We start from the raw sequence: 21,965 nt of genomic DNA, 5'->3' as shown, positions 1-21,965 counted from the left end.
GCTTAGCGTTGTGCCTGGGCGTTCAGTTCAGCAGCGGCCTGCACGGCAGGGTCCGGCTTCACCGGATTGGCCGGCCAGGCCTTGCGGTCCAGGTCCAGGTCGGGGAACTGGCTGGAGTCGAACACCGGGGTCTTGATGCCTGCGGCGCGCTGGTTGTCGTAGTCGTTCAGGACGCGCATGGCGATCTTGAACAGGAACGCCAGGGCGAACAGATTGACGAACGCCAGCATGGTCATGGTGATGTCGGCGAAGGCGAACACGGTGCCCAGGTTCTCGATGGAACCCCAGAAAATCAGCACCAGCACCAATGCGCGGTAGCCCATCAGCACCTTGCGGTTGTTGCCGACCAAGAAGCGCAGGTTGCTCTCGCCCAGGTAGTAGTTGTACATGATCGACGTGAACACGAACAACGCCAGGGCCACCGAGATGAACATGCGGCCCCAGTCACCCACCACTGCCGCCAGGGAGTTCTGGGTCAGGGCAATGCCGTCGCCTTCGAAGCCTGGGGTGTAGAAGCCGGACAGCAGGATCAGCAAAGCGGTGCAGGTGCAGATCACAAAGGTGTCGAGGAACACGCTGAACGCTTGCACCACACCCTGGGCGATCGGGTGTTCCACCGACGCTACGGCTGCCACGTTAGGCGCGCTGCCCAGGCCGGCTTCGTTGGCAAACACGCCGCGTTTGACGCCCATGATGATCGCGCTGCCCACCAGGCCACCGAAGGCCTGGTCGAGGCCGAATGCGCTCTTGACGATCGTCGCGAGCATGGCCGGCACATGGTCGAATTGCAGCACGATCACGTACAGGGTCACGGCGATGTAGACCAGGGTCTTGACCGGTACCAGCAGGTCGGCGATCGAGGCGATACGCTTGATCCCGCCGATGAACACCAGGCCCAGCAGCACCGCCAGCGCGAGGCCGGTGTAGGTGGTGTCGAGGCCGAAGGCGTTATTCAGCGAGTGGGTCACGGCATGGGCTTGCAGGCCGTTGAAGGCGAAACCGAAGGTCACCAGCAACAGGAACGCCATCACCATTCCCAGCCAGCGTTTGTGCAGGCCGTGCTGGATGTAATAAGCCGGCCCGCCACGGTAGGTGCCCTCGGCGTCGGTGCGCTTGTATAACTGGCCCAGGGAGCACTCGATGAAGCTCGAAGACATGCCCACCAGCGCGGTGACCCACATCCAGAACACGGCACCGGGGCCGCCCAGGGTCACGGCAATGCCGACGCCGGCGATATTACCGGCACCGACGCGGCCCGCCAGGCTGAGCATCAGCGCCTGGAATGAACTGAGTTGGCCGGAGCTGCTCTTGAGGCTGTCGCGAAACACCGAGAACATGTGGAAAAAGTGACGCAACTGCACGAAACGCGAGCGAATCGTGAAATAACCGCCGAGCCCGACAATGAGCACGATCAGTACTTTCCCTGAGAGGAAGTCGTTGATGACTTCGAGCATGGAGTGTTCCTCGCTGATTTTTCTAATGGCAAACGCAGGACGGTCCGACGCATCGTATGGCACCAGGCAGTGCACGACGTTCGACCCCAATCCTTTTGCGGGTGTTGTTATTCATGCGGTTTCGCGTTGTACCCGGGCCTCGTTACCGACGGCCGCAGACGCGAGAGGGGCGGCACTATACCTAGGCGAATGTGATCCGTCTGCCTGGGCCGATTAAAGGTTTCAGCCAAGCCGTTACAGGAGAGGTGGGTTTGCGGTGCGATATTGGATTTTTTATGGGCGTCATTTCACAACCTCAGAGCAAAAAAAAGGGCCTGAAGAACGAGCCTTCAGGCCCTCAAAAGGTGAGAGGTGTCTAGTCCCTCAACCTGGTGAGCGGTGCAACAAACACTTAGGCCTTCAACGGGACCAAGCGTGGAGCGATCATGTTTTCGGGGCGCAGGATGTCGTCGAGCATGGCGTCGTCGAGCAAGCCTTCTTCGCGCACCAGTTCCAGCACGCCGCGGCCGCTTTCAAGGGCGATACGCGCGATGCGGGTGGCGTTTTCATAGCCGATGTAAGGGTTCAGCGCGGTGACCAGGCCGATGGAGTGTTCCACCAGTTCGCGGCAGCGTGCTTCGTTAGCGGTGATGCCGACGATGCAATGCTCGCGCAGCATGTCCATGGCGCGTTGCAGCAGGCGGATCGAGTCGAAGATCTTGAACGCGATCAGCGGCTCCATCACGTTCAACTGCAGTTGGCCGCCTTCGGCTGCCATGGTCAGCGCCAGGTCGTTGCCGATGACCTGGAAGGCCACCTGGTTCACCGCTTCCGGGATCACCGGGTTGACCTTGCCGGGCATGATCGAGCTGCCTGGCTGGCGTGCCGGCAGGTTGATCTCGTTGATGCCGGTGCGTGGGCCGCTGGACAGCAGGCGCAGGTCGTTGCAGATCTTCGACAGCTTCACGGCGGTACGCTTGAGCATGCCCGAGAACAGCACGAAGGCGCCCATGTCGGAGGTGGCTTCGATCAAGTCGGCAGCCGGTACCAGCGGCTGGCCGCTGATCAGGGCCAGGCGTTGCACGGCCAGGGCCTGGTAGCGCGGGTCGGCATTGATGCCGGTACCGATGGCGGTGCCGCCCAGGTTCACTTCGGTCAACAGCTCCGGCGCCAGGGTTTTCAGGCGGGCCAGGTCTTCACCGAGGGTAGTGGCGAAGGCGCGGAATTCCTGGCCGAGGGTCATCGGCACGGCGTCTTGCAATTGGGTACGGCCCATTTTCAACACATGCCCGAACTCGACGCCTTTGGCGGCGAACGCCTGGATCAGGCTGTCGAGGCTGGCCAGCAGCGCGTCATGGCCCAGCAGCAGACCCAGGCGGATCGCGGTCGGGTAGGCGTCGTTGGTCGACTGCGCCATGTTCACGTCGTTGTTGGGGTGCAGGTACTGATACTCGCCTTTCTGGTGGCCCATGGCCTCCAGCGCGATGTTGGCGATGACTTCGTTGGCATTCATGTTGGTTGAAGTGCCGGCGCCGCCTTGAATCATGTCCACCACGAATTCTTCGTGGAAATCGCCGCGGATCAGGCGGGCACAGGCTTCGCTGATGGCCGCGTGCTTGGCTTCGCTGAGTTGGCCCAGTTCGCGGTTGGCGTCAGCGGCTGCTTGCTTGACCATTGCCAGGCCGACCACCAATTTCGGGTAATGCGAAATCGGAACGCCCGAGAGGCGGAAGTTATTCACCGCTCGCAGGGTCTGGATGCCGTAGTACGCTTGAGCGGGTACTTCGAGTACGCCAAGCAGGTCTTTTTCTGTGCGGAATGATGCAGCGGAGGACATGACGGAAATCATCTCGATATGGACCCGGAACTGGCCGGAACGCTGCGAATGCTAGGCTTGTGAGAGTTTTTGGGCCAATGCTGTTCAGCACTGGCCTATGCACAAACGGCATAATGTGGATGTGACCCGGTTACCATAACGGGCGTGTGTGCCAAAATGGTGCATTCCCGTGGAGGCAGTGATGAACCTTGAAAGCAAATGGCTGGAAGACTTCAGCGCCTTGGCGGCGACGCGCAGTTTTTCCCAGGCGGCGGAGCGGCGCTTTGTCACCCAGCCGGCGTTCAGCCGACGCATTCGCAGCCTGGAGGCCGCGTTGGGCCTGACCCTGGTCAACCGCTCGCGCACGCCGGTGGAGCTGACGGCGGCGGGCCAGTTGTTCCTGGTCACCGCACGCACGGTGGTCGAGCAGCTCGGTGAAGTGCTGCGCCATTTACATCACCTGGAAGGCGGGCAGGGCGAAGTCATGCAAGTGGCAGCCGCGCACTCCCTGGCGCTGGGCTTTTTCCCACGCTGGATCGCGCAGTTGCGCAATGAAGGCCTGAACATCGCCACGCGGCTGGTGGCGACCAACGTCGGCGATGCCGTGCATGCGCTGCGCGAAGGCGGTTGTGATCTGATGCTGGCGTTCTATGACCCGGATGCGGCGATGCAGATGGACGCGGAGATCTTTCCCTCGCTGCACTTGGGCAATACCGAAATGCTCCCGGTGTGCGCCGCCGATGCGGACGGAAAACCGTTGTTCGACCTCGAAGGCGAGGGCAGCGTGCCTTTGCTGGCCTACAGCGCCGGCGCGTTCCTGGGCCGTTCGGTGAACTTACTGCTGCGCCAGCGCGCCCTGCGTTTCACGACGATCTACGAGACGGCCATGGCCGACAGCCTCAAAAGCATGGCGTTGGAAGGATTGGGTATCGCCTGGGTGCCGCAATTGAGCGTGCGGGCGGAGCTGGCCCGGGGCGAATTGGTGGTGTGTGGCGGATCGCAGTGGCACGTGCCGCTGGAGATTCGGCTGTACCGCTGTGCGCTGGTGCGCAAGGCGAATGTGCGGTTGTTGTGGCGCAAGCTGGAAGGTGGGGCGGCGCAAAACACCTGAGCCCAATCTCGGGCCGAATGCAGGGCAAATGTGGGAGGGGGCTTGCTCCCGATTGCGGTGTGTCAGGCACTGGAAATGTCACTGATACACCGCTATCGGGAGCAAGCCCCCTCCCACAGGGTTTTGTGGTGATTTGGCTGACTCTTAAGTCAATAAAACCGCCACTTTGCACCGCTGGGCAGATGGTCGTCCAAGGGGCTGTTTATCTGGATTATTACGGTATACTGCGCGGCCTTCGGCCGGTCCAACCGGCCTTAATTCGTACACCAAGCCACGCCGGATTTCCCGCGTGGCTTGTTGTTTTTTGACGCGCCTGCGGGCGCCCAGAGAGAAGAGGCACGACGATGAGTGCATTGGTTGGCGTGATCATGGGCTCCAAGTCCGATTGGTCCACCCTTAGCCACACCGCCGATATGCTGGAAAAACTCGGCATTCCGTATGAAGTGAAGGTGGTTTCCGCCCACCGCACCCCGGACCTGCTGTTCCAGTATGCCGATGAAGCAGAATCCCGTGGCATCGAGGTGATCATCGCCGGTGCCGGTGGTGCGGCGCACTTGCCAGGCATGTGTGCAGCCAAGACTCACCTGCCCGTGCTGGGCGTTCCGGTGCAGTCGTCGATGCTCTCGGGCGTGGATTCGCTGTTATCCATCGTGCAGATGCCCGCCGGCATCCCGGTAGCGACCCTGGCGATCGGCAAGGCCGGCGCGATCAACGCCGCGTTGCTGTCCGCCAGCATCCTGGGCGCCAAGCATCCGCAGTTTCATGCGGTGCTGAAAAAATTCCGTGCTGAGCAGACAGACAGCGTGCTGGACAATCCAGACCCACGTATCGCCTGAGGTTGTTGACGATGAAAATCGGTGTAATCGGTGGCGGCCAACTGGGTCGCATGCTCGCTCTGGCGGGAACCCCGCTGGGGATGAATTTCGCTTTCCTGGACCCGGCGCCGGACGCTTGCGCGGCCGCCTTGGGTGAACACCTGCGCGCGGACTACAGCGACCCGGACCATCTGCGCCAGTTGGCCGACGAGGTCGACCTGGTGACCTTCGAGTTCGAAAGCGTCCCGGCCGAAACCGTGGCCTTCCTGTCGCAGTTCGTACCGGTGTACCCGAGCGCCGAAGCCCTGCGCATCGCGCGCGACCGCTGGTTCGAAAAGAGCATGTTCAAGGACCTGGGCATCCCGACGCCGGCCTTCGCTGATATCCAGTCCCAGGCGGACCTGGACGCCGCCGTCGCCAGTATCGGCCTGCCGGCCGTGCTGAAAACCCGCACCCTGGGCTATGACGGCAAGGGCCAGAAAGTGCTGCGCACTGTTGCCGATGTGGCCGGCACCTTCGCCGAGCTGGGCAGCGTCGCCTGCCTGCTGGAAGGCTTTGTGCCGTTCACCGGCGAAGTCTCGTTGATCGCCGTGCGCGCCCGTGATGGCGAAACCCGTTTCTACCCGTTAGTGCACAACACCCACGTCAACGGCATCCTCAAGCTTTCCGTGGCCAGCACTGATCACCCGCTGCAGGCGCTGGCCGAAGACTACTCCAGCCGCGTGCTCAAGCAGCTGGATTACGTCGGCGTGATGGCGTTCGAGTTCTTCGAAGTCGATGGCGGCCTCAAGGCTAACGAAATCGCCCCGCGCGTGCACAACTCCGGGCACTGGACCACCGAAGGCGCCGAGTGCAGCCAGTTCGAAAACCACCTGCGGGCGGTGGCGGGCTTACCGTTGGGCTCCACGGCCAAGGTGGGCGAGAGCGCCATGCTCAACTTCATCGGCGTGGTACCGCCGGTTGAGCGGGTAATGGCGATCGACGATTGCCATGTGCATCACTACGGCAAGGCCTTCAAGGCCGGGCGCAAAGTGGGTCACGCCAACCTGCGCTGCAAGGACCGCGCGACCCTTCAGGCGCAGATCCTCAAGGTCGAAGCCTTGATCGCCGAACAATAAGCCGCGCCGCCACGGGAACCATTAAGGCTCGGCGTCTCTCTGATTGCAGGATGCCGAAGTCTGACTAGGCTTTGGCATGTCTCATACCAATCAGAGGGAAATGCCATGGGTATTATCGGAACCATTTTTATCGGCTTGATCGTCGGCCTGCTGGCGCGTTTCCTCAAGCCTGGCGACGACAGCATGGGCTGGATCATGACCATCCTGCTGGGTATCGCCGGCTCCCTGGCCGCGACCTATGGCGGCCAGGCCCTGGGGATCTACCAGGCCGGTCAAGGCGCAGGCTTTATCGGCGCGCTGGTCGGTGCCATTGTGCTACTGGTGATCTACGGCCTGATCAAAAGGAAGTAACCAGCCGACAAAGTCCTCTGCGCTGCGCAGGCGCAGAGGGCTAGAATGCTCGCCACCTGAACTTGCCGAGCCTCTTCATGCGCCGTCTTTTGTTGACTCTCCTCTTGCTGGGCCCAGGCCTGGTACACGCTGGCGAACTGCCGGAAACCGACTGGCTGGACCTGATGCCACTGTCGGATCAGAAAGCCCTCGAGGCCATGCCCGAGATCGATCACAACTCCCCCGAAGCCCAAGGCACCTTTACCGATAAAGGCGGCTTGAAGCAGAGCAAAGGCTTGCCGGCGGTGATGTATTCCACCAAGACCGTGGCGGCCATGAACGGCAAGAACATCCGTATCGGCGGCTACCCGGTGCCGTTGGAAACCGACGCCAAGGGCCGCAGCACGCTGTTTTTCCTGGTGCCCTACCCAGGCGCCTGCATCCACGTGCCGCCACCGCCGCCTAACCAACTGGTGCTGGTGCGGTATCCGAAGGGTTTGAAGCTGGAGGATATCTATACGCCGCTGTGGGTCACGGGCACGTTGAAGGTAGAAAAGGTGAACAACGATCTGGCGGATGCGGCGTATGCACTGGATGCGGGGAAGGTGAGGGTGGTGAAGGAGTCGGATCTCTAAAATCACACCACAAATCAATGTGGGAGGGGGCTTGCCCTCGATAGCGGTGTATCAGTCACCTATGAATTGACTGAACCACCGCAATCGGGGGCAAGCCCCCTCCCACATTTTGATTTTCATCTACAGGGCGATAGTGGTGATGCTCACGCCGAGGGTGTGGCTTTCACCGGGTGCCAAAGCCACCACATCTTCCAGCACATTCGCCGTCTCGATGCACAGCATGCCCTGCCAGCCATCGTCGGCCATGTCATCGAAGGCCTTGGCGCGTTCGGTCCAGGGGTTCCAGATCACCGTCGACTTCGAACCCTGGCTGGTGAGTTGCACGCGGCGTCCCCAGTCTTTATCGACAATACTCAGTTCAGCCGGCGTATCCAGATAGATGCGGTCGGTCTCGGTGGTGAAGTGCAGCAGGCCGGATTGCTGTTTCTCGGCCCAGCCATCGGCGGTGTCGATGTACGCCGACCCGTCCAGGCCTTCGACCTGCACGTTGCGCACATCGCTGACGGCGAAGTAGGTGTGCAGCGCCTGGCTGAGCGTCACCGTGTCAGTGCCACGGTTATGGCTGGTCAGGTGGATATGCAACTGGTCGTCCAGCACCAGGCTCAGCTTCAAATCGACCGGATGGGGCCAACCAGGAAAGCCGCCGGCGGGTACCGGCAGCACAAGGTCTACCCGCAGCGCTTGGCCTTTCAGCTCGGTCGCGGCTAATGCCCACAGCGCCGTACGCACAAAACCATGGGCACCGGCCGGCTGATCGCTCTGGCGCATGGCCTTAACACTCTGCGGGTTGCGGTCGAATACGCCAAACCACGGCCAGCAAACCGGTACGCCGGTGCGGATGCCTTTGCCTTTTTTGAACACCGCTTCAGGATTCGGCCAGATCAGCGGCTGCTCGCCGTCGCGCTGGTAGCTGAAGAGATGCGCACCCTGTTGGGCCACCATCAATTCGGCGCCGTTGTGGCGGATACGCCAGCAGTCCAGCTCGTCGATTTTCACGGTTTCAACGTGGGGCGTCGGCATATCAAAGCACTCTCAGTGGCAGGCAATGGGGCAATTGACCGTCAAAACCCGGTGAGGTTTAACGCGCGCGCGATGGAACCGAGCGCGTGCGGCCACTACCATCGATGGCGACGAACACGAATACCGCCTCGGTAACCTTGCGCCATTCGCTGGACAGCGGGTCGTCGCTCCACACTTCGACCATCATCTGGATCGAGCTGCGGCCGATTTCCAGGGCCTGGGTATAGAAGGACAACTGCGCGCCCACCGCGACCGGTACCAGGAAGGCCATGCGATCGATAGCCACGGTTGCCACGCGCCCGCCTGCGACCTTGCTGGCCATGGCAGTGCCGGCCAGGTCCATCTGCGCGACCAGCCAGCCACCGAAAATATCGCCAAAACCATTAGTTTCACGCGGAAGCGCGGTGATTTGCAGGGCGAGATCGCCTTGCGGGATAGGATCTTCTTGTTCGAGTTCGATCATGCCGAGGGTGCCTCTGACCCGTGACGCTTCATGGGTATTTCAAGTGGATAGCCGTCTTCTGGAAAAACGTTTCAGCACCAACATACACCGCTCGATGCGTTTCTCGTAAGGCGAACTAAAGGGAAACTCTGCCAAATCGGCTGGATGGCGCCCAACAACGTTTTGGCACAGCAGCCCCTCAAGGCTGGGGTTCCTGCGCTTGCACGGGCGAGTATATCGAGACGCTGGCGCGACGACGACCACCTGAGGCTCATTTGGTCGGTAAATAGACGCTGTATCGGGGCTTTTGCGCGCAACTGTTCTCATGGCGCTGTGCTTTTTCAAGCGATTTGCTATCTTGCCAAACCCGCCGCAAGTCACAGGCGCGCAGTCCTTTACGATGACTACTATAAGAGAAGCCTTGCCATGTCCTCCGTGCCCGCAAGCAGCGCGCAACCTTCGCGCCCGCTGACCCGCAACGACTACAAAACCCTGTCGCTGTCTGCCTTGGGCGGGGCGCTGGAGTTCTACGACTTCATCATTTTCGTGTTTTTCGCCACGGTGGTCGGAAAACTGTTCTTCCCCGTCGACATGCCCGAATGGCTGCGCATGATGCAGACATTCGGCATCTTCGCCGCCGGCTACCTGGCCCGCCCCCTGGGCGGCATCATCATGGCGCACTTCGGCGACCTGCTGGGCCGCAAGAAAATGTTCACCCTGAGCATCTTCATGATGGCCGTGCCGACCTTGATCATGGGCCTGCTGCCGACCTACGCGCAGATCGGCCTGTGGGCACCGCTCCTGCTCCTGCTGATGCGCATCATCCAGGGCGCGGCGATTGGCGGTGAGGTACCGGGCGCCTGGGTATTCGTCTCCGAACACGTCCCGCCACGCCATATCGGCTACGCCTGCGGCACCCTGACCAGCGGCCTCACCGCCGGTATCTTGCTGGGTTCGCTGGTGGCCACGGCGATCAACTCGATCTACAGCCCGGAGCAGGTTTCGGCATTTGCCTGGCGTATTCCGTTCCTGCTCGGCGGCGTGTTCGGCTTGCTGTCGGTGTACCTGCGCCGCTGGCTGCATGAAACGCCGATCTTCGCCGAAATGCAGCAACGCAAGACCCTGGCCGCCGAGCTGCCGTTACGCGCGGTACTGCGCGACCATCGTGGCGCTATCGTGTTGTCGATGCTGCTGACCTGGCTGCTGTCGGCGGGCGTCGTGGTGGTCATCCTGATGACCCCGACCGTGCTGCAGACCGTCTACCACTTCAGCCCCACGGTGGCGTTGCAGGCCAACAGCCTGGCTATTGTCACCCTGAGCCTGGGTTGCATCGCCGCCGGCGCGCTGGCCGACCGCTTCGGCGCCGGCCGGGTCCTGATCAGCGGTTGCGCCTTACTGCTGGCCACGTCCTGGACGCTTTATCACAGCCTGATGGCCCATCCGGACTGGCTGTTCCCGCTGTACGCCTTGACCGGCCTGTTTGTAGGCACTATCGGCGTGGTGCCTTACGTGATGGTGAAAGCTTTCCCGCCGGTGGTGCGCTTCAGCGGCTTGTCGTTTTCCTACAACGTGGCCTACGCCGTGTTCGGCGGGCTGACGCCGCTGGCGGTGTCGCTGCTGATGAAGGAGAGCCCGATGGGGCCGGCGTACTACGTGGCTGTCCTGTGTGTGATGGGGATGGTGGTGGGTGGGTATCTGTGGAAGCGCGGGCGTTGAGCGAGTAGGAAGCCTTTTATGTACACGGAGGTACCTTCCAGTTGGATTTTTTACAGGGGGCGCCATGTGGAGAGTCTTGTCTGGCATTCTGATGCTGGTAAACGAGCTCCTCCCGTGAGCATGTTATCCAGAGCCATTGCTGCGTCGCGGCTGTTGATTACTTGGTATTCGACCATAAGATCGAGCAACCAAAGTGCACCGTGCACTTGCAGGCCGTCTCGAATTGCCTGGCGGCGGAGCTTCCCATCACCCGTCAGTAACGGCCTGCCGGTTACTTGTGCCAGCAGGTAACAGGAAACGTCCGCCAATGAGCTGTTGTTGTGTTCGACTTTGAGTTCTACGAGCTTTCTTACGCCGTCCTCATCGAATGATTCGACAAGCAGGCCCCGCGCGAGCAGCTCGTCACGGGGAAAGTCCTCCAGTTCGTGCATGACGAAATCAGTGCAACAAAGAGTGAATGGCAGTCTGAACATATGATCCAGCAATCCCGCGTTTCTGAAGTCAATCCAGATGTTGGTGTCGCTGATATAGATCAGGCTCATGCACTCTCCAGTGAGCCCAGAAAATTGGGATCCAGAGCCTTCACTGGACGACGCAGTAACTCAGCCGCTCGTGACTTGGTAATAAGACCCTCTGCCAACCCCCAAAATACCAGTGATTCGAAACGCTGAGGGGGTTTGCAAGGTAGCGGTTCAGGCTCCGCCTTTCGCCAGCCATTGCTGCTGAATTGAATAGTCAGGGACTTATAGCCACCTTCACCCAACAGGTTGAGGTCTTTCAAACGACGGAGCGCCGCATGCATGGATAGCCCGTATTGCCGTTTGACGATCAAAAGCTCACGGGGGTGAACACGTGATCGCTGATGGCTGCCAAAGTCTCCGGTGACACTTTTAGCGGGATAAAGAAAAGCCCCTGCAAAGCGGTGGCAGCAGTTTTCCTTATCGCGCTCGGACATATCATCTGGCAGGCGCATCACCCAATGTCCCAATTCATGGGCTGCAGTGAAGCGAATGCGCTCACCGGGTCGTTGCGCATTCAATGCAATCAACACGTGTTGGCCGTCATGAGTAGCGGCGCAGGCACCATCAAAATCATCAGGGCCGTTCAGCATCACCACCTTGATGCCGTGCTCTTCCAACTGCTCGGTCAGATGGGCGATAGGATCTTCACCGATGTCCCAATATCGGCGGAGCTCATCTGCCGCTCGTTCAGCTTCGCCAATAGACGATACCGACAACATCTGCGCAGGCGTTTTGGCAGTTTGGATGTCCACCGGGTCGAAGCACTCTTCAAGGGCGATGTAACGTTCCAGATGCTCTCGAATCTGCTCCTCGACCTGGATCTGCCGGTATCGCGGCATCTTCGCCAGCTTACGAAATTCCAGCGGAGCGAGTGGCAATGCCTGGGTACGGAAAAAATACTCCGGGCTCACCTCCAGCGCCTTTGCCAATTGCAAAAGGCGCTGGGAGTTGGGGGTACTCGACCCTTTTTCATATTTGCTCAGACCTTGCTTGGTTATATCGCCAAGACTGAGCGCGAGCGCTTCCAGCGACATACCACGCAACAACCTTGCGCGGCGAATTCGATCATTAATCATGTGAGATCTCCTTAGGTTGACAAGGCTATGCTTTTGCATTTTTTTGTCAACCCAAGGTCTACGTTGGATGTCCGAATCCCGGCGGGTGAGTTTGCGTTGGCGCGAGGGAGGTTAGTAAGGCCGGTTCCGAGCGACAACCCTAAATAGTTGTGGGAACTCTCTGGTTAACAATTACAGAGTGTTTCTAAACCATAGGCCCATGACGCTCATCTGCTCATGCAACCCAGTATTTCCGAGCGTTTGCCTCTCAAATGCCCGTCCTCTTCCAATACTGGCCTTTCATCTAATTGTCACATTCCAGACATAGAGTGTTCACACGGCCTACCGATACTTGGCCCCGATCCAACTATCCCTATCTGCTAGGAGTAAGGCATGAAACTGAAGCGTTTGATGGCGGCAATGACGTTCGTCGCTGCTGGCGTTGCAACTGCCAACGCGGTGGCTGCTGGTGTTGACCCGGCCATCCCGGCTTACGTGAAGACCACTGGTGTGTCGGGCAACTTGTCCAGCGTCGGTTCCGATACCCTGGCCAACCTGATGACCCTGTGGGCCGAGGGTTACAAAAAGGAATACCCGAACGTCAACATTCAGATTCAAGCTGCCGGCTCCGCCACTGCGCCACCTGCGCTGACTGAAGGCACCTCCAACCTGGGCCCGATGAGCCGCAAGATGAAGGACACGGAACTGGCGGCCTTCGAGCAGAAGTACGGCTACAAGCCAACCGCTATCCCGGTTGCCGTGGACGCCCTGGCAGTCTTCGTGCACAAGGACAACCCGATCCAGCACCTGACCATGGAACAGGTCGACGCGATCTTCTCCTCGACGCGTCTGTGCGGCGCCAAAGCCGATGTAAAAACCTGGGGTGACCTGGGCGTGACCGGCGATCTGGCCAACAAGCCGGTGCAACTGTTCGGTCGTAACTCGGTATCCGGCACTTACGGCTACTTCAAGGAAGAAGCCCTGTGCAAAGGCGACTACAAGCCTAACGTGAACGAACAACCGGGCTCGGCTTCGGTCGTGCAGTCGATCAGCTCCTCGCTGAACGGCGTCGGTTACTCGGGCATCGGCTACAAGACCGCCAGCGTGAAGACCGTGGCGTTGGCCAAGAAAGGCAGCACTGACTTCATCGAAGACACTGAAGAAAACGCCCTCAACGGCAAGTATCCGCTGTCGCGTTTCCTCTACGTGTACGTCAACAAAGCTCCGAACAAGCCGCTGGCTCCGCTGGAAGCTGAGTTCGTGAAACTGGTGCTGTCCAAGCAGGGCCAGGAAGTGGTGGTCAAGGATGGCTACATCCCACTGCCAGCCAAAGTGGCCGCCAAGGCCCTGGCTGACCTGGGTCTGAAAGAAGGCAACTAAGTAGCTGGGCGGGGTAAAACCGGCCTTCTGTAGGAGCGAGCTTGCTCGCGAAAGGCGACAGGGCGCCGCGTTTATTCAGAAACGGCGCGTTATCGTTGACGATCTTCGCGAGCAAGCTCGCTCCTACAGAAACTCCTAATTTTTTGTCCGCTGCCAGCTTTGCTACGCGGCGGATTTCTTGCGTCACTGCATTGTCATCTTTCTGTCATACAGGATCGCTAGGGTGTGCGCATGAATGATCTGGCCAATTCCACCATGACGACGACTTCTCCCCCCAAGCGCATTGATTTCAATACGCCTGAGCTGCAACGCAAGCGGCGCATTCGCGCGCTCAAGGATCGTTTCACCCGTTGGTATGTACTGGTCGGCGGTCTCGCTGTGCTGGCTGCCATTACCCTGATTTTCTTCTTCCTCGCCTATGTCGTTGCGCCGCTGTTCCAGGGCGCCTCGCTGACCAAGGAAGACGCGCTGACGCCCGCCTGGATGCAGGACGCCGGCAAGCCCTTGCTGATCTCGCTTGAAGAACAGAACCAGGTCGCCATGCGGGTTTCCGACAAGGGCCAGGCGCTGTTCTTTGAAGTCGACACTGGCGCTGAATTAAAGCGCGTCGACCTGCCACTGCCGGCCGGTACCCAGGTGGTGTCCATCGGTGAAGACCAGCCGGGCAGCCCGTTGGTGATCCTGGGTCTGTCCAACGGCCAGTCCATGGTGTTCCGCCACACCTACAAGGTGTCCTACCCGGACGGCAAGAAAACCATCAGCCCTGCGATCGAATACCCCTACGGTGAAACGCCGATCGTGTTGGATGAAGCCGGCCGCCCGTTGGAGCACGTCGCGCTCAATGCCACCGATACCTCCCTGGTGGTGGCCGGCTCGGCCGGTTCGCACTTGAACGTGCTGACCCTGAGCCGTGAAGAAAACATGATGACCGGCGAAGTCACCAGCGAGCAGAAGCGTGTCGAACTGCCGCAAATGACCGAGCCGGTGAAGGCGATCTTCATCGACCCGCGCCAGCAATGGTTGTATGTGATCAACGGTCGCGCCCTGGCCGATGTGTTCAGCCTGCGCGACAAGAGCCTCAACGGTCGCTACAAACTGCTTGAAGACGGCAATGCCGAAGTCACCGCCAGCACCCAGCTGGTGGGCGGCATCTCGCTGATCGTCGGTAACTCCAAAGGTGGCCTGGCCCAGTGGTTCATGGCCCGCGACCCGGATGGCGAGCAGCGCCTGAAGCAAATCCGGACCTTCCAGATGGGCACTGCGCCCATCATGGAAATCACGGCTGAGGAACGTCGCAAAGGCTTCACCGCCCTCGACGCTTCCGGCCAGTTCGGCGTGTTCCACAGCACCGCGCACCGCACCTTGCTGGTCGACCCGGTGGTCGACGGCCAGGGCGTGTTCGGCCTGTCACCACGGGCCAACCGCGTGATCGTCGAGGCCGGTGGCAAGCTGCAACCGCTACTGCTCGACAATCCGCACCCGGAAGTGTCCTGGAGCGCGCTGTGGAGCAAGGTCTGGTACGAGAACTACGACGAGCCTAAATACGTCTGGCAATCGACCGCTGCCAACACCGACTTCGAACCCAAGATGAGCCTGGCGCCGCTGACCTTCGGTACGCTGAAGGCCGCGTTCTACGCGATGCTGCTCGCCGCGCCGCTGGCCGTTGCCGCCGCGATCTACACGGCTTACTTCATGGCCCCGACCCTGCGCCGCAAGGTCAAGCCGGTGATCGAGTTGATGGAAGCGATGCCGACGGTGATCCTCGGCTTCTTCGCCGGCCTGTTCCTGGCGCCCTATGTGGAAGGGCACTTGCCGGGGATTTTCAGCCTGCTGATGCTGTTGCCGATCGGCATCCTGGTGGCCGGCTTTGTGTTCAGCCGCTTGCCTGAATCGATCCGCCTGCGCGTTCCCGATGGCTGGGAAAGCGCGATCCTGATCCCGGTGATCCTGTTCGTGGGCTGGCTCTCGCTGTACATCAGCCCGTACTTGGAAACCTGGTTCTTCGGCGGTGACATGCGCATGTGGATCTCCCATGACCTGGGCATTACCTACGACCAGCGCAACGCCCTGGTGGTCGGCCTGGCCATGGGCTTTGCGGTAATCCCGAACATCTACTCCATCGCTGAAGACGCCGTGTTCAGTGTGCCGCGCGGCCTGACCCTGGGCTCCCTGGCCCTGGGCGCCACGCCATGGCAGACCATGACCCGCGTGGTCATCCTCACCGCCAGCCCGGGCATCTTCTCTGCGCTGATGATCGGCATGGGCCGCGCGGTTGGCGAGACCATGATCGTGCTGATGGCCACCGGTAACACGCCGGTGATGGAGATGAACCTGTTCGAAGGCCTGCGCACGCTGGCGGCCAACGTCGCGGTGGAAATGCCCGAGTCGGAAGTGGGCGGCAGTCACTACCGCGTGCTGTTCCTCTCGGCGCTGGTGCTGCTGCTGTTCACTTTCATCATGAACACCCTCGCCGAGCTGATTCGTCAGCGTCTGCGCAAGAAATACTCGTCGCTTTAAGAAAGGTAGAAGTCTGTGAAACAGAACTCCCTGAATGGATGGTTCAAGAGCGGCGCCCCGGGCGTCTGGATCAGCGGTGGCGCGGTGTCCATCGCGGTCATCATGACCCTGGGTTTGCTGGCGGTGATTGCGGTGCGCGGTTTAGGCCACTTCTGGCCAGCTGACCTGATCCAGGCCACCTACAACGTGCCGGGCCAGGAAAACCATATCGTCATCGGCGAAGTGGTGCAGAAGGAAGAAGTGCCCCGCGAGCGCCTGAAAAGCGCTGGCCTGCCGGTGCCCGATGAAGGCCCGGAGTTCATGACTCGCGAGCTGATCAAGGTCGGCAACCGTGATTTGAACGGCAATGATTTCACCTGGATCGTCGGCGAATGGTTGAAGGACCAGACCAAACCGGTGCAGTTGATGACCATCGAGCGACGTGAGTGGGGTAACTTCTACGGCACCCTGGTCAACGTCAAGCAGGACGGCAAGGTCATCGCCGAAGGCGAGGCCGCGTGGCCGGAGCTGCAAGCTCGCGTAGATCGGGTCAACAAGCTCGCCGCCCAGCTCAAGAGCCTGGAAAAAACCGATATCGGCGCGATCAACGCCGGGCTGGAGCGCGTCCGCCTGCACGGCCGCAAGTTGGAACTGGAAGGCAAGCTCGACGCCGCCGCCCAAGCTGACATGGACGCCGACCGCGCCGAACTGAATGCCCGCTATCAGGACATCGAAGCGCGCCTGGCCGACCTGCACGCCCAGTTCAACCGCGACGCGCTGACGGCCCGTGACGGCAACGGCAAGGAAATCGAAATCGGCATCGGCAAAGTGGTGCACGCCTACCAGCCGAACGCTATGGGCACGATGACCAAGATCGGCTTCTACTTCAGCAAGGTCTGGGAATTCTTGAGCGACGACCCACGGGAAGCCAACACCGAAGGCGGGATCTTCCCGGCGATCTTCGGCACTGTGATGATGACCTTGATCATGGCGATGATCGTGACGCCGTTCGGCGTGCTGGCAGCGGTGTACCTGCGTGAATACGCCAAGCAGAACGCCCTGACGCGGATCATCCGCATCGCGGTCAACAACCTGGCGGGCGTGCCGGCCATCGTTTACGGCGTGTTTGGCCTGGGCTTCTTCGTGTATGTACTGGGTGGCTCGGTGGACCGGCTGTTCTTCGCCGAAGCCTTGCCGGCGCCGACCTTCGGCACGCCGGGCCTGCTCTGGGCCTCGCTGACCCTGGCGCTGCTGGCGGTGCCGGTGGTGATCGTGGCGACTGAGGAAGGCCTGGCGCGGATACCTCGCACCGTGCGTGAAGGGTCCCTGGCGCTCGGCGCGACCAAGGCGGAAACGCTGTGGAAGATCGTGCTGCCAATGGCCAGCCCGGCGATGATGACCGGCATGATCCTCGCCGTGGCCCGTGCCGCCGGTGAAGTGGCGCCGCTGATGCTGGTCGGCGTGGTGAAGCTGGCCCCGTCGCTGCCGTTGGACGGTAACTACCCGTACCTGCACCTTGACCAGAAGATCATGCACCTGGGCTTCCATATCTATGACGTCGGCTTCCAGAGCCCCAACGTCGAGGCGGCGCGGCCGCTGGTGTACGCCACCGCGTTGCTGCTGGTGCTGGTGATCGCCACGCTCAACCTGTCGGCGGTGTGGATACGTAACCACCTGCGCGAGAAGTACAAGGCGTTGGACAGCTAAAGCTATTAGCCACAAGCGGCAAGCTACAAGCCGCTTTTGCTCAAATCTTGCAGCTTGCAGCTAAAAGCTTGCAGCTACGAACGGAGTGAGACCATGCAACATGAAACCCATTCCCACGGCATCAACATGTCTGCCCTGGGTCGCGACAAGCAGAGCCTGAGCCTGGCCCAGGAAACCGTGGCCATCGAAGTGCCCGGCCTGAGCCTCTACTATGGTGAAAAGCAGGCGCTGTTCGACGTCAGCATGAACATCCCCAAGCAGCGCGTGACCGCCTTCATCGGCCCGTCGGGCTGCGGCAAGTCCACGCTGCTGCGCACCTTCAACCGCATGAACGACCTGGTGGACGGTTGCCGTGTGGAAGGCGCGATCAACCTCTACGGCACCAACATCTACCGCAAGGGCGAAGATGTGGCCGAGTTGCGCCGCCGCGTGGGCATGGTGTTCCAGAAGCCCAACCCGTTTCCCAAGACCATCTATGAAAACGTGGTCTATGGCCTGCGCATCCAGGGCATCAACAAGAAGCGCATCCTCGATGAAGCCGTGGAATGGGCGCTCAAGGGGGCCGCGCTGTGGGATGAGGTCAAGGACCGTCTGCACGAGTCGGCCCTGGGCCTGTCCGGCGGCCAGCAGCAGCGCCTGGTGATCGCGCGCACCATCGCCGTGGAGCCTGAAGTGCTGTTGCTCGACGAACCGTGCTCGGCGCTCGACCCGATCTCGACGCTCAAAGTCGAAGAGCTGATCTACGAGCTCAAATCCAAGTTCACCATCGTCATCGTGACCCACAACATGCAGCAGGCGGCGCGGGTGTCCGACTACACCGCGTTCATGTACATGGGCAAGCTGGTGGAGTTTGGCGATACCGATACCCTGTTCACCAATCCGGCGAAGAAGCAGACCGAAGACTACATCACCGGTCGCTATGGCTAGGGCTGGGGTGCTAGCCGCAAGCTTCAAGCGGCAAGTAAAAGCAGTTCAGTGCCACGACACCTATCAACTTGCAGCTTGTAGCTTGTCGCTTACAGCGTTTGCGGAGCAAACCCATGATTAGCAAAGAAGGCCTTACCCACCACATCTCCGCGCAGTTCAACGCCGAGCTTGAGGAAGTGCGCAGCCACCTCCTGGCGATGGGCGGCCTGGTGGAGAAGCAAGTCAACGATGCGGTCACCGCGCTGATCGAGGCCGACTCGGGCCTGGCCCAGCAAGTGCGTGAGATCGATGACCAGATCAACCAGATGGAACGCAACATCGACGAAGAATGCCTGCGCATTCTTGCCCGTCGCCAGCCGGCGGCGTCCGACCTGCGCTTGATCATCAGCATCTCCAAATCGGTGATCGACCTCGAGCGTATCGGCGACGAAGCCACCAAGATCGCCCGCCGCGCCATCCAACTGTGCGAAGAAGGCGAAGCGCCGCGCGGTTACGTGGAAGTGCGCCATATCGGCGACCAGGTGCGCAACATGGTGCGCGATGCCCTCGATGCGTTTGCGCGTTTCGATGCGGACCTGGCGCTGTCGGTGGCTCAGTACGACAAGGTCATCGATCGCGAATACAAGACCGCCCTGCGTGAACTGGCCACCTACATGATGGAAGACCCGCGCTCTATCTCGCGTGTCTTGAGCATCATCTGGGTGCTGCGCTCCCTGGAGCGCATCGGCGACCATGCGCGCAATATCTCGGAATTGGTGATTTACCTGGTGCGCGGCACCGACGTTCGGCACATGGGCCTCAAGCGCATGAAAGCCGAAGTTGAAGGCAATGCTGATCTTATCCCTAATGTTCCGGGCGAATCTGACGATAAGTAAGGTTGCCCGAGAAATTAACGCCCGGCCATTGGCCGGGCGTTTTCGTTTGCGGCGAGCGGAATTTATTGCGGATAGGGCCAAATAAGTCCTAACGTGACTGCAGAGTTTTGGCAAACTGCCATCAGTCAGGCGTACTGCCAGCAAGGTTTTATAGGATGAAGGGTCGATGAGCAAAGTCAGTGTGTTGGTGGTGGATGACGCCTCGTTTATTCGCGACCTGGTGAAGAAGTGCCTGCGCAATTACTTCCCCGGGATCCAGATCGAAGATGCGGTGAACGGCAAGAAGGCGCAATCCATTCTGATGCGCGAGTCTTTCGACCTGGTGCTGTGCGACTGGGAAATGCCAGAGATGTCCGGGCTTGAGCTGTTGACCTGGTGCCGCGAGCAAGCCCATCTGAAGGCCATGCCGTTCGTGATGGTGACCAGCCGTGGCGACAAGGAAAACGTAGTGCAGGCGATCCAGGCCGGTGTTTCCGGTTACGTCAGCAAGCCGTTCACCAACGAACAATTGCTGAACAAGGTCAAGCAGGCGCTGCACAAGATCGGCCGCCTCGACGCGTTGATCGCCAGCGCGCCGACCAAGATGAACTCGGCCTTCGGCAACGACTCCCTGAGCGCGCTGACCGGTGGCAAGCCTGATGCCGTCAAGCCGGCACCAGTTGCCGCCGCCCCGAGCAGAGGCCTGCTCAACAGCGCGCCTGTCACCGCCGCCCCGGCCCCTTCGCCTGCCGGCGGACGTGGTCAGGGCCAGTTGCGCCTGTCCAGCGGCACCCAGCAATGCGTGATCAAGGCGCTGAGCATCAAGGAGGCGTTGTTGGTGGTGCGTCGCGGTGAGGTCCTGCCCCAGGTGCTGGAAAGCGCCGTGCTTGACCTGGAGCAAGGCGAAAACGCTGAAGTGGCGCGCCTCAATGGCTACCTGCACGCGATCGTTGCCTACGAGCCCAAGCCCGACAGCGACTGGCTGCAACTGACCTTCCGGTTTATCGACCAGGATGCGCAGAAGCTGGACTACATCTCCCGCCTGATCGCGCGGGGCACGGCGCAGAAGCATTTCGTGCCGGGTGCTTGATCCAAAGGATGGCCAGTAACCAATGTGGGAGGGGGCTTGCCCCCGATAGCGGAGTATCAGTCACTGTATCGGGTGGCTGACACACTGCTATCGGGAGCAAGCCCCCTCCCACATTTGGTTTGCGTTCCTGCAGTCAGTCCAGCATTAGCACCTTGGCCAGCACGATCTTCGGCCCTTTCATCTTCTTGATGATGATCCGCAAACCTTCAACCTCCAGCACTTCTTCCTCTTCGGGCACCCGCTTCAAGGTGTCGTAGATCAGGCCCGCCAGGGTTTCGGCTTCGATGTGGTCCAGGTCGACGCCGAGCAGGCGTTCTACCTTGAACAGTGGGGTGTCGCCACGCACCAGCAGCTTGCCCGGCTGGTAGGCGAGGATGCCGCGCTCGGCCTTGCGGTGTTCGTCCTGAATATCGCCCACCAGCACTTCCAGCACGTCTTCCATGGTCAGGTAGCCAATGATCTTGCCATCGGCTTCTTCCACCAGGGCGAAGTGCGCGCCGCCTTTGCGGAACTGTTCCAGCAACTGCGACAACGGCATGTGGCGCGATACGCGCTCCAGCGGGCGGGTCAGTTCGGCCAGGTTGAACGACTCGGGGATATGGTCCAGGGCCGCCAGTTCCAGCAGCAGGTCCTTGATGTGCAACAGGCCTACAAACTCATTGCGCACCGCGTCGTATACCGGGTAACGGCTGAATTTATGGCGGCGGAACAGCGCGAGGATTTCCTTGAGGGGCGCGTTGAAGTCCAGGGTAACCAGGTCTTCCCGGGAGTTGGCCCAGTCCACCACTTCCAGTTCGCCCATTTCCACGGCGGAGGCGAGTACACGCATGCCTTGGTCGCTGGGGTCCTGGCCACGGCTGGAGTGCAGGATCAGCTTGAGTTCTTCGCGACTGTAATGGTGTTCGTGATGCGGGCCGGGCTCGCCTTGACCTGCGATGCGCAAGATAGCATTGGCGCTGGCGTTGAGCAGGTAGATCGCCGGGTACATCGCCCAGTAGAACAGGTAGAGCGGCACGGCGGTCCACAGCGACAGCAATTCGGGCTTGCGGATGGCCCAGGATTTGGGGGCCAGCTCACCGACCACGATGTGCAGGTAGGAAATCACGAAGAAGGCGGCAAAGAACGACACGCCCTTGATCACTTCCGGCGACTCAACGCCTGCGGCGCCCAGCAACGGCTCGAGGATATGGGCGAAGGCCGGCTCACCGACCCAGCCCAGGCCCAGGGAGGCGAGGGTGATGCCCAGCTGGCAGGCCGACAGGTAAGCGTCGAGCTGGCTGTGCACGGTGCGCAGGATCTGCCCGCGCCAGCCGTTGGTGTGGGCGATGGCCTCGACTCGCGTCGAGCGCAGTTTGACCATGGCAAATTCCGCCGCAACGAAGAAACCGTTGAGCAGTACCAGGACCAGTGCAAATAGAATCATGCCGAAATCGGCGAAAAGTGTAGCGAGGGTGATACCAGGGGAAGGGTCCATGATGGGGTTTTGCAGGTTCCGTATG

General features: G+C 60.6%; 19 protein-coding genes. 12 read left to right on the top strand and 7 right to left on the bottom strand.

Going from position 1 to position 21,965, the window contains the following annotated elements:
• Positions 1-2: 2 nt before the first annotated feature.
• Complete coding sequence (locus C4J90_RS26435) at positions 3-1,454, bottom strand: sodium:alanine symporter family protein (protein WP_124421141.1); 1,452 nt, start codon at positions 1,452-1,454, stop codon at positions 3-5.
• A 391-nt stretch (positions 1,455-1,845) separates the two neighbouring features.
• Entirely contained in the window at positions 1,846-3,270 is a 1,425-nt protein-coding gene (gene aspA, locus C4J90_RS26430) for an aspartate ammonia-lyase (protein WP_124368861.1), read from the bottom strand.
• Between the two features lie 181 nt (positions 3,271-3,451).
• On the opposite strand from aspA, the gene C4J90_RS26425 reads away from it, so the two are divergent.
• The 5 genes from C4J90_RS26425 (at position 3,452) to C4J90_RS26405 (ending at position 7,258) form a co-directional block, all read left to right on the top strand.
• Entirely contained in the window at positions 3,452-4,360 is a 909-nt protein-coding gene (locus C4J90_RS26425) for a LysR substrate-binding domain-containing protein (protein WP_057726084.1), read from the top strand.
• Between the two features lie 344 nt (positions 4,361-4,704).
• Positions 4,705-5,196, top strand: a complete 492-nt coding sequence (gene purE / locus C4J90_RS26420; protein ID WP_003195648.1) for a 5-(carboxyamino)imidazole ribonucleotide mutase — start codon at positions 4,705-4,707, stop codon at positions 5,194-5,196.
• A gap of 11 nt (positions 5,197-5,207) precedes the next feature.
• Entirely contained in the window at positions 5,208-6,293 is a 1,086-nt protein-coding gene (locus C4J90_RS26415) for a 5-(carboxyamino)imidazole ribonucleotide synthase (protein WP_124421140.1), read from the top strand.
• Positions 6,294-6,398: 105 nt separating this feature from the next.
• Positions 6,399-6,644, top strand: a complete 246-nt coding sequence (locus tag C4J90_RS26410) for a GlsB/YeaQ/YmgE family stress response membrane protein (protein WP_057006311.1) — start codon at positions 6,399-6,401, stop codon at positions 6,642-6,644.
• Between the two features lie 77 nt (positions 6,645-6,721).
• The gene (locus C4J90_RS26405; protein WP_124421139.1) at positions 6,722-7,258 is read left to right on the top strand and encodes a DUF3299 domain-containing protein; all 537 of its coding nucleotides are present in this window, start codon (positions 6,722-6,724) and stop codon (positions 7,256-7,258) included.
• A 120-nt stretch (positions 7,259-7,378) separates the two neighbouring features.
• Here the strand turns inward: C4J90_RS26405 and C4J90_RS26400 are convergent, their stop codons facing one another.
• Both C4J90_RS26400 and C4J90_RS26395 read right to left on the bottom strand, forming a co-directional pair.
• Entirely contained in the window at positions 7,379-8,278 is a 900-nt protein-coding gene (locus tag C4J90_RS26400; RefSeq protein ID WP_124421138.1) for a D-hexose-6-phosphate mutarotase, read from the bottom strand.
• A 58-nt stretch (positions 8,279-8,336) separates the two neighbouring features.
• Positions 8,337-8,741 carry an acyl-CoA thioesterase gene (locus C4J90_RS26395; protein WP_003176975.1) on the bottom strand — a complete coding sequence of 135 codons (405 nt, stop codon included), beginning with the start codon at positions 8,739-8,741 and terminating at the stop codon, positions 8,337-8,339.
• A 405-nt stretch (positions 8,742-9,146) separates the two neighbouring features.
• Between C4J90_RS26395 and C4J90_RS26390 the strand changes: the two genes are divergently transcribed.
• Positions 9,147-10,436 (top strand): MFS transporter, encoded by a 1,290-nt coding sequence (locus C4J90_RS26390; RefSeq protein ID WP_124421137.1) that lies wholly within the window; start codon positions 9,147-9,149, stop codon positions 10,434-10,436.
• Positions 10,437-10,486: 50 nt separating this feature from the next.
• Here C4J90_RS26390 and C4J90_RS26385 read toward each other — a convergent pair whose 3' ends face one another.
• Both C4J90_RS26385 and C4J90_RS26380 read right to left on the bottom strand, forming a co-directional pair.
• Positions 10,487-10,978, bottom strand: coding sequence for a type II toxin-antitoxin system VapC family toxin (locus tag C4J90_RS26385; protein ID WP_124415939.1), 492 nt, complete (start codon positions 10,976-10,978; stop codon positions 10,487-10,489).
• A complete protein-coding gene (locus tag C4J90_RS26380; protein WP_124415938.1) occupies positions 10,975-12,033 on the bottom strand; it encodes a helix-turn-helix domain-containing protein in 1,059 nt (352 codons plus the stop codon). The genes C4J90_RS26385 and C4J90_RS26380 overlap by 4 nt, the downstream gene beginning before the upstream one ends.
• Before the next feature lie 372 nt (positions 12,034-12,405).
• Between C4J90_RS26380 and C4J90_RS26375 the strand changes: the two genes are divergently transcribed.
• The 6 genes from C4J90_RS26375 to C4J90_RS26345 all read left to right on the top strand — a co-directional run bounded on the left by C4J90_RS26375 (position 12,406) and on the right by C4J90_RS26345 (position 20,466).
• Positions 12,406-13,392: a phosphate ABC transporter substrate-binding protein PstS gene (locus C4J90_RS26375; protein ID WP_124365019.1), complete on the top strand. Its 987-nt coding sequence runs from the start codon at positions 12,406-12,408 to the stop codon at positions 13,390-13,392.
• Positions 13,393-13,875: 483 nt separating this feature from the next.
• Complete coding sequence (locus C4J90_RS26365) at positions 13,876-15,909, top strand: ABC transporter permease subunit (RefSeq protein ID WP_177413430.1); 2,034 nt, start codon at positions 13,876-13,878, stop codon at positions 15,907-15,909.
• Between the two features lie 15 nt (positions 15,910-15,924).
• Positions 15,925-17,595 (top strand): phosphate ABC transporter permease PstA, encoded by a 1,671-nt coding sequence (gene pstA / locus C4J90_RS26360; RefSeq protein WP_124421135.1) that lies wholly within the window; start codon positions 15,925-15,927, stop codon positions 17,593-17,595.
• Between the two features lie 93 nt (positions 17,596-17,688).
• A complete protein-coding gene (pstB, locus tag C4J90_RS26355; RefSeq protein ID WP_048723523.1) occupies positions 17,689-18,522 on the top strand; it encodes a phosphate ABC transporter ATP-binding protein PstB in 834 nt (277 codons plus the stop codon).
• Between the two features lie 113 nt (positions 18,523-18,635).
• Positions 18,636-19,397 (top strand): phosphate signaling complex protein PhoU, encoded by a 762-nt coding sequence (phoU, locus tag C4J90_RS26350; RefSeq protein WP_065953276.1) that lies wholly within the window; start codon positions 18,636-18,638, stop codon positions 19,395-19,397.
• 166 nt (positions 19,398-19,563) lie between these two features.
• On the top strand, positions 19,564-20,466 hold the full coding sequence (locus C4J90_RS26345; protein WP_124365016.1) for a response regulator: 903 nt from the start codon (positions 19,564-19,566) through the stop codon (positions 20,464-20,466).
• A gap of 133 nt (positions 20,467-20,599) precedes the next feature.
• Here C4J90_RS26345 and C4J90_RS26340 read toward each other — a convergent pair whose 3' ends face one another.
• A complete protein-coding gene (locus C4J90_RS26340; RefSeq protein ID WP_124365015.1) occupies positions 20,600-21,940 on the bottom strand; it encodes a hemolysin family protein in 1,341 nt (446 codons plus the stop codon).
• Between the last annotated feature and the right edge of the window lie 25 nt (positions 21,941-21,965).

This window comes from Pseudomonas sp. R2-60-08W (assembly GCF_003852335.1).
GTDB lineage: Bacteria > Pseudomonadota > Gammaproteobacteria > Pseudomonadales > Pseudomonadaceae > Aquipseudomonas.
This window is presented reverse-complemented; position numbering and strand designations above follow the sequence as displayed.

Excerpts from the sequence above, each read along its gene's own strand:
- pstB (WP_048723523.1), top strand. The coding sequence starts at position 17,689 with ATGCAACATGAAACCCATTCCCACGGCATCAACATGTCTGCCCTGGGT.
- C4J90_RS26340 (WP_124365015.1), bottom strand. The coding sequence starts at position 21,940 with ATGGACCCTTCCCCTGGTATCACCCTCGCTACACTTTTCGCCGATTTC.
- C4J90_RS26345 (WP_124365016.1), top strand. The coding sequence starts at position 19,564 with ATGAGCAAAGTCAGTGTGTTGGTGGTGGATGACGCCTCGTTTATTCGC.
- C4J90_RS26410 (WP_057006311.1), top strand. The coding sequence starts at position 6,399 with ATGGGTATTATCGGAACCATTTTTATCGGCTTGATCGTCGGCCTGCTG.
- C4J90_RS26405 (WP_124421139.1), top strand. The coding sequence starts at position 6,722 with ATGCGCCGTCTTTTGTTGACTCTCCTCTTGCTGGGCCCAGGCCTGGTA.
- C4J90_RS26380 (WP_124415938.1), bottom strand. The coding sequence starts at position 12,033 with ATGATTAATGATCGAATTCGCCGCGCAAGGTTGTTGCGTGGTATGTCG.
- C4J90_RS26390 (WP_124421137.1), top strand. The coding sequence starts at position 9,147 with ATGTCCTCCGTGCCCGCAAGCAGCGCGCAACCTTCGCGCCCGCTGACC.
- purE (WP_003195648.1), top strand. The coding sequence starts at position 4,705 with ATGAGTGCATTGGTTGGCGTGATCATGGGCTCCAAGTCCGATTGGTCC.
- C4J90_RS26400 (WP_124421138.1), bottom strand. The coding sequence starts at position 8,278 with ATGCCGACGCCCCACGTTGAAACCGTGAAAATCGACGAGCTGGACTGC.
- C4J90_RS26375 (WP_124365019.1), top strand. The coding sequence starts at position 12,406 with ATGAAACTGAAGCGTTTGATGGCGGCAATGACGTTCGTCGCTGCTGGC.
- C4J90_RS26415 (WP_124421140.1), top strand. The coding sequence starts at position 5,208 with ATGAAAATCGGTGTAATCGGTGGCGGCCAACTGGGTCGCATGCTCGCT.
- C4J90_RS26435 (WP_124421141.1), bottom strand. The coding sequence starts at position 1,454 with ATGCTCGAAGTCATCAACGACTTCCTCTCAGGGAAAGTACTGATCGTG.
- phoU (WP_065953276.1), top strand. The coding sequence starts at position 18,636 with ATGATTAGCAAAGAAGGCCTTACCCACCACATCTCCGCGCAGTTCAAC.
- aspA (WP_124368861.1), bottom strand. The coding sequence starts at position 3,270 with ATGTCCTCCGCTGCATCATTCCGCACAGAAAAAGACCTGCTTGGCGTA.
- C4J90_RS26395 (WP_003176975.1), bottom strand. The coding sequence starts at position 8,741 with ATGATCGAACTCGAACAAGAAGATCCTATCCCGCAAGGCGATCTCGCC.
- C4J90_RS26385 (WP_124415939.1), bottom strand. The coding sequence starts at position 10,978 with ATGAGCCTGATCTATATCAGCGACACCAACATCTGGATTGACTTCAGA.
- C4J90_RS26365 (WP_177413430.1), top strand. The coding sequence starts at position 13,876 with ATGCAGGACGCCGGCAAGCCCTTGCTGATCTCGCTTGAAGAACAGAAC.
- C4J90_RS26425 (WP_057726084.1), top strand. The coding sequence starts at position 3,452 with ATGAACCTTGAAAGCAAATGGCTGGAAGACTTCAGCGCCTTGGCGGCG.